Origin of the sequence: Oerskovia sp. Root22, assembly GCF_001429135.1 — a bacterium.
In the GTDB taxonomy this organism is placed as follows: Bacteria; Actinomycetota; Actinomycetes; order Actinomycetales; family Cellulomonadaceae; genus Oerskovia; species Oerskovia enterophila.
The window spans coordinates 82,102-97,653 of sequence record NZ_LMIL01000001.1 but is presented as its reverse complement, the minus strand read 5'-3'; the positions used below and the strand labels follow the sequence as shown (position 1 = coordinate 97,653).

Sequence of the window (15,552 nt, the reverse complement as noted above, 5' to 3'; positions counted from 1 at the left end):
GGTGCCCGGACCAACGCCGCCGGGGGACCGCGCATTCCCCGGACGAGTCATCGGTCTCACAGCCTGGAAGGGGTCCACGAGTGCGCTGTGGGGAGACTCCCTCTCTAGACTGGCACCCGTGGTCACCGTCAGCGACAGCTCCAGCGCGCCCAGCAGCTCACCCGTCCCGACGCCCTACGAGGACCTCCTCCGGCTCGTCCTGGAGACCGGGACGCACAAGTCGGACCGCACGGGGACGGGCACGCGCAGCGTGTTCGGCCACCAGATGCGCTTCGACCTGTCGCAGGGCTTCCCGCTCGTGACGACCAAGCGCGTGCACCTGAAGTCGATCGTCTACGAGCTGCTGTGGTTCCTGCGCGGCGACTCCAACGTGCGCTGGCTCCAGGAGAACGGCGTGAAGATCTGGGACGAGTGGGCCGACGAGAACGGCGAGCTCGGTCCGGTCTACGGCGTCCAGTGGCGCTCGTGGCCCACGCCGGACGGGCAGCACGTCGACCAGGTCAGCCAGGTCCTCGAGACGCTGCGCACCAACCCGGACTCGCGCCGCATGATCGTCTCGGCGTGGAACGTGGGCGAGCTCGACAAGATGGCCCTGCCCGCCTGCCACGCGTTCTTCCAGTTCTACGTGGCCGACGGCAAGCTCTCGTGCCAGCTCTACCAGCGCAGCGCTGACCTGTTCCTGGGCGTCCCGTTCAACATCGCGTCCTATGCGCTGCTCACGCACATGGTCGCGGCACAGTCGGGGCTCGAGGTCGGCGACTTCGTCTGGACGGGCGGCGACTGCCACATCTACGACAACCACGTCGAGCAGGTGCGCGAGCAGCTCAGCCGTGAGGCCTACCCGGCCCCCACGCTGCGTCTGGCCCCGCGCGACTCCTTGTTCGACTACACGTACGAGGACGTCGAGGTCGTGGGCTACCAGCACCACCCGACGATCAAGGCCCCGGTGGCCGTGTGAGCCGTCCGGCGGTCGGACTGGTCTGGGCCCAGGCGCGCGACGCCGCGGGCCGTCCCGTGATCGGGGCCCGTGGCGGGATGCCGTGGCACCTGCCCGAGGACCTCGCGCACTTCCGCCGCGTCACCACGGGCCACCCGGTCCTCATGGGCCGCGTCACGTGGGACTCGCTGCCGCCGCGCTTCCGCCCCCTGCCGGGCCGGCGCAACGTGGTCGTCACGCGCCAGGAGGGCTGGGTGCCCGACGGCGCCGCTCAACCGGGCGCCCTCGGCACCGGCGTCGTGGTCGCCTCGTCGGTCGAGGAGGGGCTCGCGCTCGCGTCGGCCGCGGCCGAGGAGTCGGGCTCGGGGCAGGTCTGGGTCATGGGCGGCGCGCAGGTGTACGCGGCGACCCTGCCGCTCGCGGACCGCTGCGTCGTCACGGAGATCGACGTCGAGGTCGACGGCGACGCGTTCGCGCCGGCGCTCGCGGCCGGTCCCGGCGGCGACTGGGACCTCGTGGCCGGCACCCCGGACGCTCCGGGCGCCCCGGACGGCGGCTGGCAGACCTCTGCGGCGGGGGTCCGGTTCCGGATGCTCACGTACGAGCGGCGGCGCTAGCCCGGTCGCGGGAGCCTGCGCGTGCGCTCGCGCGCCCCCTGGTCGATCCTTGTCCTGCACGGGTGGCGCGATGACGCCCGCCCGCCGCGACCTGCGACCACGGAGGCCCCGCATGACGACCGAGACCACGCTCGCCGAGTCCTTCGACGGTCGGCGCTTCACCTATCGCCTCCCGCGCGTGTCGAGCATCGGCCCGGGAGACTTCGTGACGATCGGCGTGACGTTCCCGGAGACCGCCGAGCACCCCGGTGCGGCCCTGGTCATGGGGCAGGTCCTGACGCGGGCGACCAAGGCGGGGGACGCCGTCGGGCACGGGCGGATCCTCGGGGAGCTGCGCCCGGACGGCACGGTGGCCACGTCGGGGGGCGACCCGTTCACGTCGGACGACCTCGCCCCGGCCGGGGCAGGCGTGCTCGAGGCGCTCCAGGCGCGCGAGCGTGCGACGCTGCGGATCGGCGACCTGCACCACAGCCGCGGCAACGTGGACGCGCTGCTCCAGCCGCACCGTTTCAACCGGCACACGTTCCTGTGCGGGCAGTCGGGCTCGGGCAAGACGTACGCGCTCGGGGTCCTCCTCGAGCAGCTCCTCATCGACACCGACCTGCCCATGGTCATCCTCGACCCGAACTCGGACTTCGTGCGGATCGGCGAGCTGCTCGAGTCCGCGTCGTCCGAGGACGCCCAGCGCCTGCGCGAGCTCGACGTGCGCGTCCTGCGCAACGACGGCGAGCACCACCCCGTCACCGCGCGGCTCACCGCGATGGAGGCCGCGAGCCAGGCCGCGGTGCTCCAGCTCGACCCGCTGACGGACCGGGGCGAGTACAACACGTTCCTACGGATGCTCGAGAGCGCGACGGGTCCGGGCGGCGTCGCGGGAGCGCTCGGCGCCGCGGCCGGGCCGCCCGCCATCGCGACCGAGGGCATGCTCAACCCGCACACGATCCCGTCGGCCCTGCGCGCCACGGGCGAGCCCGACGCGCTCCGGCTCGCCCAGCGCGTCGAGAACCTCGGGATCCTCGACTGGGACGTGTGGGCGGGCGTCGGGCAGTCCGTGAGCGAGGTGCTCGACGAGGGGCCCCGCGCGGTCGTGGTCGACCTCGGGAGCCTGCACACGCACGAGGAGCAGCTCGCGGTCTCGCTCGCCCTGCTCGACGAGCTGTGGGCCGACCGCGCCACGCGCAAGCCCCGACTGATCGTGATCGACGAGGCGCACAACGTGGTCTCGGCCGAGCCCGCGACCCAGCTCCAGCGGCTCACGACCGAGCGCGTGATCCAGATCGCCGCCGAGGGACGCAAGTTCGGGCTGTGGCTGCTGCTCTCGACGCAGCGGCCCTCCAAGATCCACCCGAACGTGCTCTCGCAGTGCGACAACGTGATCGTCATGCGCATGAGCTCTCCCGCCGACCTGGTCGAGCTCGAGGCCGTCTTCGGGTTCGCGCCGCCCGAGCTGCTCGCCGCGACCCCGTTCTTCCACCAGGGTGAGGCGCTCATCGCGGGCGGGTTCGTGCCGGCCCCCGCGATCATCCAGATGGGCGCCCGGCGCACGGTCGAGGGCGGCTCGGACGTGCCCGTGCCGATGCCGGGCTAGACACCCGCGACGGCCCTCACGCTCGCGGCCCCGGGCCGGGTCGTCTCGACGGCCCGACCCGCCCGTGCGCCCGCAGTGCCCGCAGTGCCTGTCGTGCCCGCAGTGCCCGTCGTGCCCGCAGTACCCGTCGTGCCCGGCGGCCGCGCAGCACCCGGCGGCCGCGCAGCACCCGGCAGCCGCGCGACGACCGTCAGCCCGCCGCCCTCGCGCGGCTCGGCCGTGACCTCGCCGTCGTGCGCGGCCGCGACCGAGCGCACGATCGACAGGCCCAGCCCCACGCCGCCGCGCACGTACCCGCCGCGCCGGTCGGCCACGGCCCCGTCGCGCCCGAGTCGCCGGAACGGCTCGAACAGCGCCTCGACCTCGTACGACGGGACGACGGGGCCCGTGTTGGACACCGCGACCTCGACCGTCCCGCCCGGCCCGGGCCGCGTCGCGACGGCGACCCGGCCGCCGGGCTCGTTGTAGCGCACGGCGTTGTCGACGAGGTTCTGGACCAGCCGTTCGAGGAGCACGGCGTCACCGAGCAGGGGGGTCGGGGCCGTGTCGAGGCGCAGGTCGACACCGGCGTCGCGCGCGGAGACGCCCGCGGTCGCGACGGCCTGCGCGGCGACCTCGGCCAGGTCCACGGTCTCGGTGACGATCGGGGCCCGGTCCGCGGCGGCGAGCGTGAGGAGCCCCTCGATGAGGCGCTCCTGGCGCGCGTTGACCGCGAGCAGCGTCGCGCCGAGGTGGCGCGTGTCCTGGTGCGTCTCCGGGTCGTCGAGCGCGACCTCCAGGACCGTGCGGCTGATCGTGAGCGGGGTGCGCAGCTCGTGCGAGGCGTTGGCGACGAAACGACGTTGCCCGTCGAACGACCGGTCGAGGCGCTCGAGCATCGCGTCGAACGTGTCGGCGAGGTCCTTGAGCTCGTCGTCGGGCCCAGAGTGCGCGATGCGCTCGTGGAGGTTGGTGTCCGCGACGCGCCGGGCCGTGGCCGTGATGCGGTGCAGGGGCGCGAGCACGCGCGAGGACATGACCCAGCCGAAGCCCACCGCGAGCACGCCGATCCCGAGCAGCGCGACGACCGACCACGTGAGGACCGTGCGCAGGGTCTGGTCGCGGGCCTCCTGGTTGTTGAGCTGGACGACGTCGCGCAGGTCGGTGAGAGTCCCCGCAGGGTCGGAGTACGTCGCGGCGGGCGTCAGGTCCTCGACCGGGCTGCTGAGCGGGATGGCCTCGCCCGAGACCAGGGCTGCCGTCGCGGAGGGTTCCAGGGTCGCGTAGAGGCTGGGGTCGGTCGCCTGGACGGCGCCCACCGCGATGCCGACCGAGTCGAGCGGCTGGCGGTCGATCGCGGCCGCGAGCAGGACGTACAGGACGGCGATGAGCACGGCCCCGGCGACCACGAAGGCCGCGGCGTAGACGGCCGTGAGGCGAGCGCGCAGCGTGGGGCGCAGCACGGGGCGCGGGAGCGGCCTCATGCGACCCGGTACCCGACACCCGTGACGGTCTCGACGAGCGAGGCGTCCTCGAGCTTGCGGCGCAGCTGCTTGATGGTGAAGCGCACGACGCCCGTGAACGGGTCGATGTTCTCGTCCCAGACCTTCTCGAGCAGGTGCTCGGCCGACACGGGCCGCCCGTCGGCGCGCAGCAGCTCCTCGAGCACGCCGAACTCCTTGCGCGACAGGTGCACGAACCTCCCCTCGCGGTAGACCTCGTGCCGGCTCGTGTCGAGGCGCAGGCCCGAGCGTTCGAGCACGGGCGGGGCAGCGGGGCGCGCCCGCCGGCCGAGGGCCCGTACGCGGGCACTGAGCTCGGCGAACGCGAAGGGCTTGACGAGGTAGTCGTCGGCGCCCAGGTCGAGCCCGTTCACGCGGTCCAGCACGCCGCCCGAGGCTGTGAGCATGAGGACCCGCGCGTCGCCGCCCGAGGCCACGAGCGCCCGGCACACGTCGTCGCCGTGGACGCCGGGCAGGTCCCGGTCGAGCACGACGACGTCGTACGCGTTCACGTCGATCCGCGCCAGGGCCTCGTGCCCGTCGAGCGCGACGTCGACCGCCATCGCGAGCCGTCGCAGCCCCGTCGCGACCGCTTCCGCGATCAGCTCCTCGTCCTCCACCACCAGTACTCGCACCTGAGGAGCATGCCGGTGAGCACTGTGAGATCTCTGTGAGGGCGTGACTCACGGGGGTCTCACGGGCCGCCCGCTGAACTGTTCGTGCACCCCGTCCCCGAGGCCGTGCGGCCACGGGGACCGACCACGACGTGAGGACGCACCATGACCATCCACCAGACCCCGGCCCCGGCCCCGACCACGGGGCGCAGCAGAGTCCGCTCGCGTCGCAGCGCGGCGTCGGTCGCGTTCGTCGTCGCGCTCCTGTCGGTCACGCTCTCGGCGTGCGCGCCCGACGGCGCCCCGGACGTCGCGAGCGCGGGCGGAGGCAAGGGCGAGAACAGCCAGGCGAAGGACGGGAAGTCGTACGAGGAGATGACCGACGCCGAGCGCGACGACCTGTCCCGCAAGTTCGCGAGCTGCATGCGGGACAACGGCGTGGACATGCCGGACCCGGACTCCTCGGGCGCCGTCGCCCTCACGACCGAGTCGGGCGCCGACAGGGACGAGATGGACAAGGCCTTCGAGGCCTGCAAGGAGTTCCTGCCCAACGGCGGTGAGCCCATGAAGCCGAGCCCCGAGGACCTCGAGTCGCAGCGCGAGTTCGCGAGGTGCATGCGCGAGAACGGCATCGACATGCCGGACCCCGACCCGAACGGTGGCATGACGCAGGCGCTCGAGGTGCCCGACGACGTCGACGCGTTCGACGCGGCGATCGAGGCGTGCAACGGCGAGGGCGGCGCGAGCCTCTCGGTCGGCGGCGCGGTCCCGGCGGGTGGCGAGTGAGCCGCCGGCGGCACGTCGCCCCGGGCGACGGCCCCCGGAGCGCCGAGGTCAACGCACCGGCCGACGCGGCACCGGCGGCCGCCGCGCCCCGACGGCGGCGTCGCCGCGGGGCGATCGTCGGCGGCGTCGCCGGCGCCGTGGTGATCGGTGCCGGCGCCGTCCTGGTCCTGGGCGGGTTCGGTCGGGGCGCGGAACCCGACCCGGCCGCGTCCGGGCCCGGTGCGACCGCGACCGTGACGCGCCAGACGCTCGTCGAGCGGAGCACCGTCAAGGGTGTGCTCGGGTACGGCGAGGCCGTCGTCCAGGGACACCAGGGCGCGGGCGGCGACGGCGGGGGAGGAGGCGGGACCGTGACCTGGCTGCCCGGGGTGGGCGACGTCGTCGACCGCGGGGGAGTCCTGTTCAAGGTCGACGAGCACCCCACGGTCCTGCTGCTCGGCAGCCTGCCGATGTACCGCGACCTGGGAGTCGACGCCGAGGGGGACGACGTGCGCCAGCTCGAGGAGAACCTCGCGGCGCTCGGCTACACGGGCTTCACCGTGGACGCCAAGTTCACCGCAGCGACCGCCAAGGCCGTGGAGAAGTGGCAGAAGGACCGCGGGCTCGAGAAGACGGGGAGCGTCGGCCCGGCCGACGTGCTCGTGGTCCCCGGACCGGTGCGGGTCGACGCGCTCAAGGTGCGCGTCGGGGCCCCGGCCGCGGCCGAGATCCTCACGACGACGGGCGTCGACCGGGCGATCTCGGTCGACCTCGACCTCGCCGACCGCGACCTGGCCGTCGAGGGGGGCGCCGTGAGCGTCGCGCTCCCCGGCGGCGGGTCGGCCGACGGCGTGATCACTTCCGTCGGGAGCCCCGAGATCGTCAAGGACGAGAGCGGCATGCCCGGGGCCTCCGACACGACCGTGGTCCCCGTGACCGTGACCCTCGCCGACGGGACCGAGGCCGACGCGGGGACGGTCAAGGTCACGTTCGTCGCCGACGAACGGCCCGACGTGCTCACCGTGCCCGTCGCAGCGCTCCTCGCGCTCGCCGAGGGCGGGTACGGCGTCGAGGTCGTCGAGGGCGGCTCGACCCGTATCGTCGCGGTGACCACCGGGCTCTTCGCCGACGGGAACGTCGAGGTCACGGGCGACCTGGCCGAGGGTGACGTCGTCGGGATGCCGTCGTGAGCGCCGCGACCGTCGCGCTCGCGCCCTCCGCGTCCGTGCCCGGGCCGGGGACCCCGGAAGGCGGTGGCGGGCCCGTGGTCACGCTGCACCAGGTCTCGCGCGTCTTCCCCGGGGGCGTCGCCGCGCTCCGCGACGTCCACCTCGACGTCGCGCGCGGCGAGCTCCTCGCGATCGTCGGGCCCTCGGGGTCGGGCAAGTCGACCATGCTCAACGTGATCGGCACGCTCGACCGGCCCACCTCGGGGCACGTCATGATCGACGACTTCCTCGTCGAGGACCTCGACGACCGCGAGGTGTCCGCGCTGCGCGCGAGCCGCATCGGGTTCGTGTTCCAGCACTTCCACCTGGCCGTCGGGGTCTCGGCGCTCGACAACGTGGCCGACGGGCTCCTGTACCGCGGGGTGGGGCGGCGCGAGCGGCGTCGTCGGGCGGCGGAAGCGCTCGAGCGGGTCGGACTGGGGCACCGGCTGACGCACCGGCCGCACGAGCTGTCGGGCGGGGAGAAGCAGCGGGTCGCGATCGCCCGCGCGGTCGTCGGCGACCCGCCCCTGCTGCTCGCCGACGAACCCACGGGCGCGCTCGACACGGTGTCCGGGGCCGGGGTCATGGACGTGCTGCGCGGGCTCAACGCGGCCGGCACGACCGTCGTCATCATCACGCACGACCGCGATCTCGCGGCCTCGCTGCCGCGTCAGGTCGTGATGCGCGACGGCGCGATCGTCGCGGACGTCTCGGGCCCGGCCCGCGAGGACCGGGGGACCGTCTTCGACGCGTCGCCGGGAGTCCTCGGCGCGGTGCCGGACGGCGTGGTCGCCGGCCACCCGACCGACGCGTCGACCGAGGAGGCGTCGTGCTGACCGTGCTGCGCCCGGCCCGGCTCGCAGCCCCCGACGTGCTCCGCGTCGGTGCGACCGGGCTGCGGACCCGCCCGCTGCGGGCCGTGCTGTCGGCGCTGGGCATCGCGATCGGCATCGCGGCCATGGTCGCGGTCGTCGGGATCTCGAGCTCCTCGCGCGCCGAGCTCGACCGGACGCTCGCGACCCTCGGGACCAACCTGCTGCGGGTGGCTCCGGGCACCGACCTGTTCGGGGAGGCGGCCAGCCTCCCGCCCGAGTCCGTCGAGATGGTGCGCCGGATCGCGCCCGTCGAGACGGCGACGTCGGTCGCGCTGCTCAAGGCCAAGGCGTACCGCACGGACCTGGTCCCGGCCGGTGAGTCGGGCGGGATCGGGGTGTACGCGACCGACCTCGACCTGCTCGAGTCGATCGGGGGGAGCGTGGCCCAGGGCGCGTGGCTCACCGAGGCGACCTCGCAGTTCCCGGCCGTCGTCCTGGGGCACACGACCGCCGAGCGGCTCGGGATCTCGGCCCCGGACCCGGCCGTCAAGGTCTGGATCGGCGGCGAGTGGTTCACGGTCGTCGGGATCCTCGACCCCGTCCCCCTGGCTCCCGAGGTCGACCTCGGGGCCCTCGTCGGGCGCGAGGCCGCGGCGGAGCACCTCGGCTGGGACGAGCTGCCGACGACGATCTTCACGCGGACCCGGGAGGACGCCGTCGAGCAGGTGCGCAGCGTGCTCGGCCCCACGGCCAACCCGCAGGCGCCCAACGAGGTCGACGTCTCGCGCCCCTCGGACGCGCTCGCGGCCCAGCAGGCGACGGACGAGGCGTTCACGGGTCTGCTCGTCGGGCTCGGCGCGGTCGCGCTGCTCGTGGGCGGGATCGGGGTCGCCAACACCATGGTGATCTCGGTGCTCGAACGACGGGCGGAGATCGGGCTGCGCCGCTCCCTCGGGGCGACGCGGGGGCAGATCCGCGGGCAGTTCCTCGTCGAGTCCCTGGTGCTCTCCCTCATGGGAGGGGCCGCCGGGGTCCTGATCGGCGTCGGCATCACGGCCGGGTACGCCACCTCGCAGGGGTGGCCGGTCGCCGTGCCGCCCGTCGTCGCGGCCGGAGGGCTCGTCGCGACGCTCGCGATCGGGGCCGTCGCCGGCCTCTACCCCGCGGTGCGGGCGGCGCGCATGGCGCCGACCGAGGCGCTCGCGGCGGTCTGACAGCCCAGGTGGGGTGCCGGGCCTCAGGTCCGGCACCCCACCGTCGACAGCCCGGCGGGATGGGACGCCCGGGCCGGTGCACCGTAGAGGCCGTAGTGTCCCGACACATGCTCACGCGACCGGACCGACACCTCACCGCGACCTGGCTGGGCGCGGTGATCCTCGCCGTCGGGCTCGCTGCGTGCAGCGCGGGGACCGGCGACGAGACGGGGACCGGAGACGAGGCCGCGTCGCCGAGCGCCGATCCCGCTCCGGCCGTGACCCCGCCAGGGCCCCCGGCCGGTGCGGACACCAACCCGTTCCTCGCGGGCGCCCCCGCGGCGGACCCGGACATGCAGTCGGTGCACGCCGCCGACGCGCTCCGGGCGAGCGACCCCGACGGGGCCGCCGCGCTCGACGTCATCAGCGAGGTGGGGGCGTCCCTGTGGGTCGGGGACTGGTTCGACCCCGCCGCGGCGCAGACGCTCGTGCACGACTACGCGACCGCGGCCCACGCGGCCGGACGCACGGGCGTCGTCACGGTCTACGCGATCCCGGCCCGGGACTGCGGCTCGTTCTCCGACGGCGGCCTCACGCCCGAGGAGTACCCGGACTTCGTCCAGGCCGTCGCCGACGGGCTGCGGGGCACCCGGACCGCCGTCGTCCTGGAGCCCGACGCGCTCGCCGACCTCGGCGCGTGCGACGCGCAGGGCGACCGTGCCGGACTGCTGCGGCAGGCGACCGTGGCGCTCGCGGACGCCGGCGCGAGCGTCTACCTCGACGCCGGGAACTCGGCGTGGATCGACGCGCCGACCATGGCCGACCGCCTACGGCAGGCCGGGATCGAGGACGCCCGCGGGTTCGCGACCAACGTCTCGAACTTCCGCACCACGTCCGACGAGCGCGCGTACGGCGACGAGCTCGCCGCGCTGCTCGGCACGCACTACGTGGTCGACACGTCGCGCAACGGGCTCGGGCCCCTGGGCGACGGGCCGCTCGACTGGTGCAACCCCGTGGGGCGCGCGCTCGGTGAGAAGCCCGCCGCGGTCGACGACGGCAGCGCCCTGGACGCGTACCTCTACGTCAAGGTCCCCGGGGAGTCCGACGGCGAGTGCGACCGCGGCGACCCGGCCGCCGGTCAGTTCTGGCCCGAGTACGCGATCGGGCTGGTCGAGCGCGCGGGCGGGTAGGGCGGCCGGCGTGGCGCCGAGTAGACGGCCGGGTGCGTGGCTGGTTGGGCGGCCGGTGGTCGCCGGGCCGTGGCCGGGTCGCCGCGGTCGCGGGGTAGACGCAGGGTGGGCGCGGTTGGGACAGTCCGGGGCCGGGACGCTAGGCTGTCGGGCGTCCCACCGGGCCCGATCCTCCGTGTTCGCGCCCACGCGCCTGTAGCTCAGGGGATAGAGCACCGCTCTCCTAAAGCGGGTGTCGCCAGTTCGAATCTGGCCAGGCGCACCACCGTTCTCGAGGCGCCATGCCCCGATCCGCGCGGTCTACCGCTCGTCGCGCCGCTCGACCGACGTCCTCGTCGCCTCCGGCGCCCGGTCCCGCGCCACCACCCGCTCGGCGAACTCCTCGACCGCTGCGACGACCGCGTCGAACCTCATCGAGTGGAACAGGTCGAACCCGTGCTGCGCCCCGGGCAGCTCGGCGTACACGACCGGCGACGACGAGACCTCCCGCAGGTGCCGCACGAACCGTCGCGCCCCCTCGACCGGCACCAGGGTGTCCTGGTCGCCGTGCACCACGAGGAACGGGGGAGCGTCGGGCCGCACGTAGTCGGCCGGCGACGAGTCGACGGCCAGGTCGCGGCCGCTGCCGTAGTACTCGCCGAAGTAGCCGTAGAGGCAGACCACCCCGACCACGGACGTGTCGGCGCCCTCGAACCCGGGCTGGAACCGGGCGTCTCCCGGGGTGAGCGCCGCGAGCGCCGCGAGGTGCGCGCCGGCCGAGCTGCCCGCGACGACGACGCGAGCGGTGTCGGCTCCGTGCTCGGGGCCGTGCTCGCGGACCCAGGCCAGCACCTGCTTGGCGTCGACCAGGTGGCCGGGGAAGTTCGTCGTCGGGCGCAGTCCGTAGTTCGCGCTCACGCACACCCAGCCGTGGCTCGCGAGGCGCGAGAGCATCGCCCGGGCCTCGAGCTCCTTGCGCCCGCTCACGTACCCACCGCCGTGGAAGTACACGAGCGTCGGCCCGTCGGGCGGGCGCGACCGGGGGCGGTACACGTCGAGCCGGTGGTGCTGGGCGCCGTCGCCGTACGCCAGGTCGCGCACGCGCACGACGTCGCGTCGCCGCACCGCGAACGGGGCCAGCAGGATCCGGCGCCAGGGCAGCCCGCGCGCCGTGACGGCTCCCGGCGCGGTCGCGAGTCCCGCGACGAGCGTGCGGTCGAGCGCGGGCACCGCGCGCAGGCCACGTCGCGCGACCACGACGAGCCCGGCCGCGGTCAGGACGGCCAGGGCGAGCCCGACACGGCCGGCGGGCGTCGCGCCGTCGCCGTCGACGACCGCGATCACCGACAGGGCGGTCAGCGCGGCCAGCATGACGAACGGCTGCTCGTTCACCAGGACGCTCAGGCGAAAGCTCAGCCGTCCCAGCCCGGGCGGCCGGCGGGCGGGGACCAGGGACGTCGTGGTGCAGCACGCGAGCAGCAGCACCGGGACGAGGTACCCGATCGCCATGGCCCGCTCCTTCGCCGCCCGCGCGTGGACGCGTCGTCGTCCGCGTCTTCCGGTCTACACCGCCGGGCCCGACGGCGCGCGGGCAGGTCCGGACGACCGGACGCCGCGGCCGGCCAGCCGGGGTGGGCTGACGGCCACGGCGTCAGGTTCTGTCCTCCCGCCGGTGCGGCACCTGTCGCCGCACCGACGGGCCCGGGTCAGCTGCTCAGCGCCGCGGTCGGCGAGGTGCGGGACGCACGCACGGCGGGCAGGACGCCCGCGACCGCCCCCACGAGGATCGTGACGACGACCCCCAGCACAGGGACCTCGGGGGGGATCGCGAGGCTCCACCCGTTCGTCCTGGCGACGACGGCCGTGATAACCCACCCGAGGGCGGCGCCGGCGACCCCGCCGAGGGCCGAGAGCAGCATCGCCTCGAAGAGGAACTGCACCCGGATGTGCTTGCGCGTGGCACCCAGGGAGCGCCGCAGGCCGATCTCCTGGCGACGTTCCAGGACCGAGATGACCATGGTGTTGGCCACCCCGATCCCGCCGACGAGCAGGGCGATCGAGCCCACCCCGACCAGGAGCCCGGTGAAGGCCTGGTCGACCGTGTTCTTCGCGGCGAGGGCGTCCGAGGGGCGGCTGACCTGCACCTGGCTCGGCGAGTCGGGGTGGATCGTCGGCGGCAGCAGCTTGCGCACCTGGGCGACGCTCTCCTCCGTGGACCGCTCGTAGATCGTCGTCGGCGCGCCGTCGTGGTCGAAGAGGTCGGAGGCGATCGGTTCGCCGACGAGTGCCGTCGAGTCGAGCTCCGGGGCGAGGGGCGACGACTCGAGGATGCCCACGACGGTGAACGGGTGACCGCCCACCGACACGAGGCTGCCCACCGTGCCGATCCCCAGGCGTTCGGCCGTCCCGCGGCCCAGGACGACGGCCGGGTACTGCGCGGTCGACTCGTTGAGCCACGACCCGTGCATGAGCCGGGCACCGGTCGCCTCGAGCAGGTCGAGGTCGGCGGCCGCCACGGTCAACCCTCCGGTGCGGCCGGGATCGACCTCGGAGCTGCGGAAGATCGTGATCGTGTCGAGCGTGCCGATCGAGCTCACGTGCAGGACGTCCGGGATGCGCCGCACGAGCGCGACCGCGTCCGGTGGGAGGGGCGCGTCCTGGCCGAGGACGTCCGTGCCAGCCGTGACCGTGAGCAGGTTGGTACCCAGCGCGGACAGCTTGTCCTTGATGAGCGCCTGGCTCGAGGTCGAGATGCCGATCACGGAGATCATGGCGGCGATACCGATCGCGATGCCCAAGGACGAGAGGATCGCGCGCATGGGGCGGGCGCGCAGTCCGTGCAGGCCGAGGCTGAAGAGGTCGCCGGGCCGGAGCCTGGAACGGCGGTCGAGGCTCATCGGCTGTCCTCCCGGTCGTCGGAGAGGATCCTGCCGTCGCGGATGCGGACCTGCCGGGGCAGGCGGTCGGCCAGCTCCTGGTCGTGGGTGATGACCACGACCGTGGTCCCGGACCTGTTCAGGTCGTGGAGGATCTCGACGACGCCCTCGCCGGAGGCGGTGTCGAGGCTGCCGGTCGGCTCGTCCGCCAGGAGCAGGCGAGGTTCGCCGACGACGGCGCGCGCGATCGCGACGCGCTGGCGCTCTCCGCCCGACATCTGCCGCGGGTGGTGGTGCAACCGTGCGCCGAGGCCCACGCGTTCGAGAGCAGTGCGCGCCCGGCGACGGCGCTCGCGGGGCGCCAGGCCGGTGTACAGCAGACCGGTCGCGACGTTGTCGAGGGCCGTGACGCCGTCGGACAGGTGGAACTGCTGGAAGATGAACCCGATCGTGTAGGCCCGCAGGGCCGAGAGGCTCGCGTCGCTCATGGCGGTCACGTCGTTCCCGGCGATCCTGGTCGCGCCGGAGGACGCGCGGTCCAGGGACCCGATGATGTTGAGCATGGTCGACTTGCCGGACCCGCTCGGGCCGACGATCGCGACCATCTCACCCTCGTCGATCTTCAGGGTGACTCCACCGAGCGCGACCGTCGGTGGTGACCCGTAGGTGCGGGTCACGTCCTCCAGGTCGATGATCGCTGTGCTCACTTGGCCACCACGATCGTGTCGCCCACCTCGAGGTCGCCCCCGGTCACCTCGACCAGGCCGTTGGCGAACGTGCCGAGCTCGACAGGCACCAGGTGCGTGCTGTCGCCGTCCGAGGTCTCGACGGCGAAGCCGCCCCCCGGCTGCGCGAGCAGGGCCAGGACGGGCACGGTCAGGACGTCGGTCGCGCGGGTCCGGGTGAGCAGGAGCGTGACCGCGACGTTGTCGAGAGACTCGGCCGCAGCAGGGTCGTCGAGCGTGAGGGTCACGGGCACCTTGAGCGTCTTGTCGTCGCCACCCTCCTGCTCGACCGGTGCCCCCACCTCGGCGACCGTTCCCGTCGTGGAGACGCCTCCCGGGAGGGTGATCGCCACGTTGGTGCCGACGGGGGCGATGGGTGCCTGTGCCTGGTCGAGGAAGGCCTGGACCTGCTTGTCCGGTCCCGTGACGGAGAGAATCTCGGGACCGGCGGTGTCGCCGACCTGCGCCTTGTGCGACTGCACGCGGACGTCGACGAGCGAGAAGACGACCCGGCCCAGGTCGATCGTGCCGGTCTGCTCGACCTTCAGCGACTTCTGCCACTTCTTGATCGCGGCCGTCGTGCTCTCGCTGAACGTGGAGTCGGGCTTCGCGACGAAGAAGCCCAGCGCAGCGAGGTTCTGCTCGAGCTGGAGGACGTCGTTCCCCGGGGACATCCCGGCGGTGAACGTGCGCCAGGCGGGCAGGGGCCCTCGCAGCAGGGTCACGGGGAGGTCGTCGATCCGGAGGAGCTCCTGGCCCACGGTGACCACGGTGCCCGGCGCAGGGAGCCCGGTGATCACCCCGGTGAGCTCCGTCCCCAGGTCGCGTTGTGCGTTGTAGGCCAGGGTGCCCTGGGTCCGGACCTGCTCCGTGAGGTCGCCCCGGGTCACGGTCTGGGTCTCGATCTCGAGCCGGGTGCCCGTCGGCTCGGGGGCCGCGGGCGGACGCGTGAGAGCGACCACGCCGACGACGGCCGCGACGGCTGCGAGGGCGCCGAGTGTCGTCAGGATCCAGCGTCGTGCTCGGTGCGGGCGGGCGGTGGTGGTCGCCGAGGACTGGTCGGTGGTGGTGGGAGCGCTCACTGGACGGCTTCCTGGCTCTTGGCGTAGCAGGTGTCGACGACGTCGGGGTCGATCTCAGGACCGAGCGCCTCGCTCATGCCCGATCCCTTGACGGGGTCGGGGTAGTCGTAGCCGGCCTCGCGCATGCACGCGGCGAAGGCCAGCTGGGCCTCGAACATCTCGTCCTCGGACGGCATGTTCTCGTCGACGGGGGCCTCGCCGATCTCGTCGATGCAGGCCGTGTACTCGGTGTCGAACGCCGCCGACTCCTCGCTCGTCATCGACGGCGTGCTGCCACCCCCCTCGCTCATGGCGACGAGGTCGTAGCCGGCGTCGAGCATGCAGTCGTCGACGTCCTGCCGCCACTCCTCGATGGTCATCTTGGCGGCTCCCGTGTCGAGCTCGGGGTCGGCGTCCGCAGCAGGGGAGCAGGCCGAGACCGCGAGGAGCAGGCCCGTCCCGAGGAGCGCGGTGAGGGAACGGATGGTCGTCGTGCGCAC

The 15,552-nt window shown here is 73.9% G+C and carries 15 protein-coding genes and 1 tRNA gene; 9 read left to right on the top strand and 7 right to left on the bottom strand.

All coding sequences use genetic code 11. The features are described from left to right. The first annotated feature begins 118 nt into the window (after positions 1 to 118). The 3 genes from ASE15_RS00395 to ASE15_RS00385 all read left to right on the top strand — a co-directional run bounded on the left by ASE15_RS00395 (position 119) and on the right by ASE15_RS00385 (position 3,142). On the top strand, positions 119 to 958 hold the full coding sequence (locus ASE15_RS00395) for a thymidylate synthase (protein ID WP_056760476.1): 840 nt from the start codon (positions 119 to 121) through the stop codon (positions 956 to 958). Continuing rightward, the gene (locus tag ASE15_RS00390; protein ID WP_056760474.1) at positions 955 to 1,554 is read left to right on the top strand and encodes a dihydrofolate reductase; all 600 of its coding nucleotides are present in this window, start codon (positions 955 to 957) and stop codon (positions 1,552 to 1,554) included. Before ASE15_RS00395 ends, ASE15_RS00390 begins: the two co-directional genes overlap by 4 nt. A 112-nt stretch (positions 1,555 to 1,666) precedes the next feature. Next, positions 1,667 to 3,142: an ATP-binding protein gene (locus ASE15_RS00385; RefSeq protein WP_235534040.1), complete on the top strand. Its 1,476-nt coding sequence runs from the start codon at positions 1,667 to 1,669 to the stop codon at positions 3,140 to 3,142. Here ASE15_RS00385 and ASE15_RS00380 read toward each other — a convergent pair. Beyond that, entirely contained in the window at positions 3,139 to 4,605 is a 1,467-nt protein-coding gene (locus ASE15_RS00380; RefSeq protein ID WP_082618055.1) for a HAMP domain-containing sensor histidine kinase, read from the bottom strand. The genes ASE15_RS00385 and ASE15_RS00380 overlap by 4 nt on opposite strands. Next, a complete protein-coding gene (locus tag ASE15_RS00375) occupies positions 4,602 to 5,258 on the bottom strand; it encodes a response regulator transcription factor (protein ID WP_056645481.1) in 657 nt (218 codons plus the stop codon). Before ASE15_RS00375 ends, ASE15_RS00380 begins: the two co-directional genes overlap by 4 nt. A gap of 144 nt (positions 5,259 to 5,402) precedes the next feature. Between ASE15_RS00375 and ASE15_RS00370 the strand changes: the two genes are divergently transcribed. From ASE15_RS00370 to ASE15_RS00345, 6 genes are all read left to right on the top strand, one after another. Then, a complete protein-coding gene (locus ASE15_RS00370) occupies positions 5,403 to 6,023 on the top strand; it encodes a hypothetical protein (RefSeq protein ID WP_056760468.1) in 621 nt (206 codons plus the stop codon). Continuing rightward, complete coding sequence (locus tag ASE15_RS00365) at positions 6,020 to 7,192, top strand: efflux RND transporter periplasmic adaptor subunit (protein WP_056760465.1); 1,173 nt, start codon at positions 6,020 to 6,022, stop codon at positions 7,190 to 7,192. Before ASE15_RS00370 ends, ASE15_RS00365 begins: the two co-directional genes overlap by 4 nt. Beyond that, positions 7,189 to 8,049: an ABC transporter ATP-binding protein gene (locus tag ASE15_RS00360; protein WP_369800524.1), complete on the top strand. Its 861-nt coding sequence runs from the start codon at positions 7,189 to 7,191 to the stop codon at positions 8,047 to 8,049. Before ASE15_RS00365 ends, ASE15_RS00360 begins: the two co-directional genes overlap by 4 nt. After that, on the top strand, positions 8,043 to 9,242 hold the full coding sequence (locus ASE15_RS00355; RefSeq protein WP_231907611.1) for an ABC transporter permease: 1,200 nt from the start codon (positions 8,043 to 8,045) through the stop codon (positions 9,240 to 9,242). Before ASE15_RS00360 ends, ASE15_RS00355 begins: the two co-directional genes overlap by 7 nt. A 107-nt stretch (positions 9,243 to 9,349) precedes the next feature. Next, positions 9,350 to 10,411: a glycoside hydrolase family 6 protein gene (locus tag ASE15_RS00350; RefSeq protein ID WP_056760462.1), complete on the top strand. Its 1,062-nt coding sequence runs from the start codon at positions 9,350 to 9,352 to the stop codon at positions 10,409 to 10,411. Between the two features lie 189 nt (positions 10,412 to 10,600). Then, a tRNA-Arg gene (locus tag ASE15_RS00345) sits at positions 10,601 to 10,676 on the top strand. Positions 10,677 to 10,711: 35 nt separating this feature from the next. On the opposite strand, the gene ASE15_RS00340 is transcribed toward ASE15_RS00345, so the two are convergent. From ASE15_RS00340 to ASE15_RS00320, 5 genes are all read right to left on the bottom strand, one after another. After that, a complete protein-coding gene (locus ASE15_RS00340; protein WP_082618053.1) occupies positions 10,712 to 11,899 on the bottom strand; it encodes an alpha/beta hydrolase in 1,188 nt (395 codons plus the stop codon). 197 nt (positions 11,900 to 12,096) lie between these two features. Beyond that, the gene (locus ASE15_RS00335) at positions 12,097 to 13,287 is read right to left on the bottom strand and encodes an ABC transporter permease (RefSeq protein WP_056760460.1); all 1,191 of its coding nucleotides are present in this window, start codon (positions 13,285 to 13,287) and stop codon (positions 12,097 to 12,099) included. Continuing rightward, on the bottom strand, positions 13,284 to 13,973 hold the full coding sequence (locus ASE15_RS00330) for an ABC transporter ATP-binding protein (RefSeq protein ID WP_056760457.1): 690 nt from the start codon (positions 13,971 to 13,973) through the stop codon (positions 13,284 to 13,286). Before ASE15_RS00330 ends, ASE15_RS00335 begins: the two co-directional genes overlap by 4 nt. Beyond that, on the bottom strand, positions 13,970 to 15,073 hold the full coding sequence (locus tag ASE15_RS00325) for an efflux RND transporter periplasmic adaptor subunit (RefSeq protein ID WP_056760454.1): 1,104 nt from the start codon (positions 15,071 to 15,073) through the stop codon (positions 13,970 to 13,972). The genes ASE15_RS00330 and ASE15_RS00325 overlap by 4 nt, the downstream gene beginning before the upstream one ends. Next, positions 15,070 to 15,552: a hypothetical protein gene (locus ASE15_RS00320; protein ID WP_056760452.1), complete on the bottom strand. Its 483-nt coding sequence runs from the start codon at positions 15,550 to 15,552 to the stop codon at positions 15,070 to 15,072. Before ASE15_RS00320 ends, ASE15_RS00325 begins: the two co-directional genes overlap by 4 nt.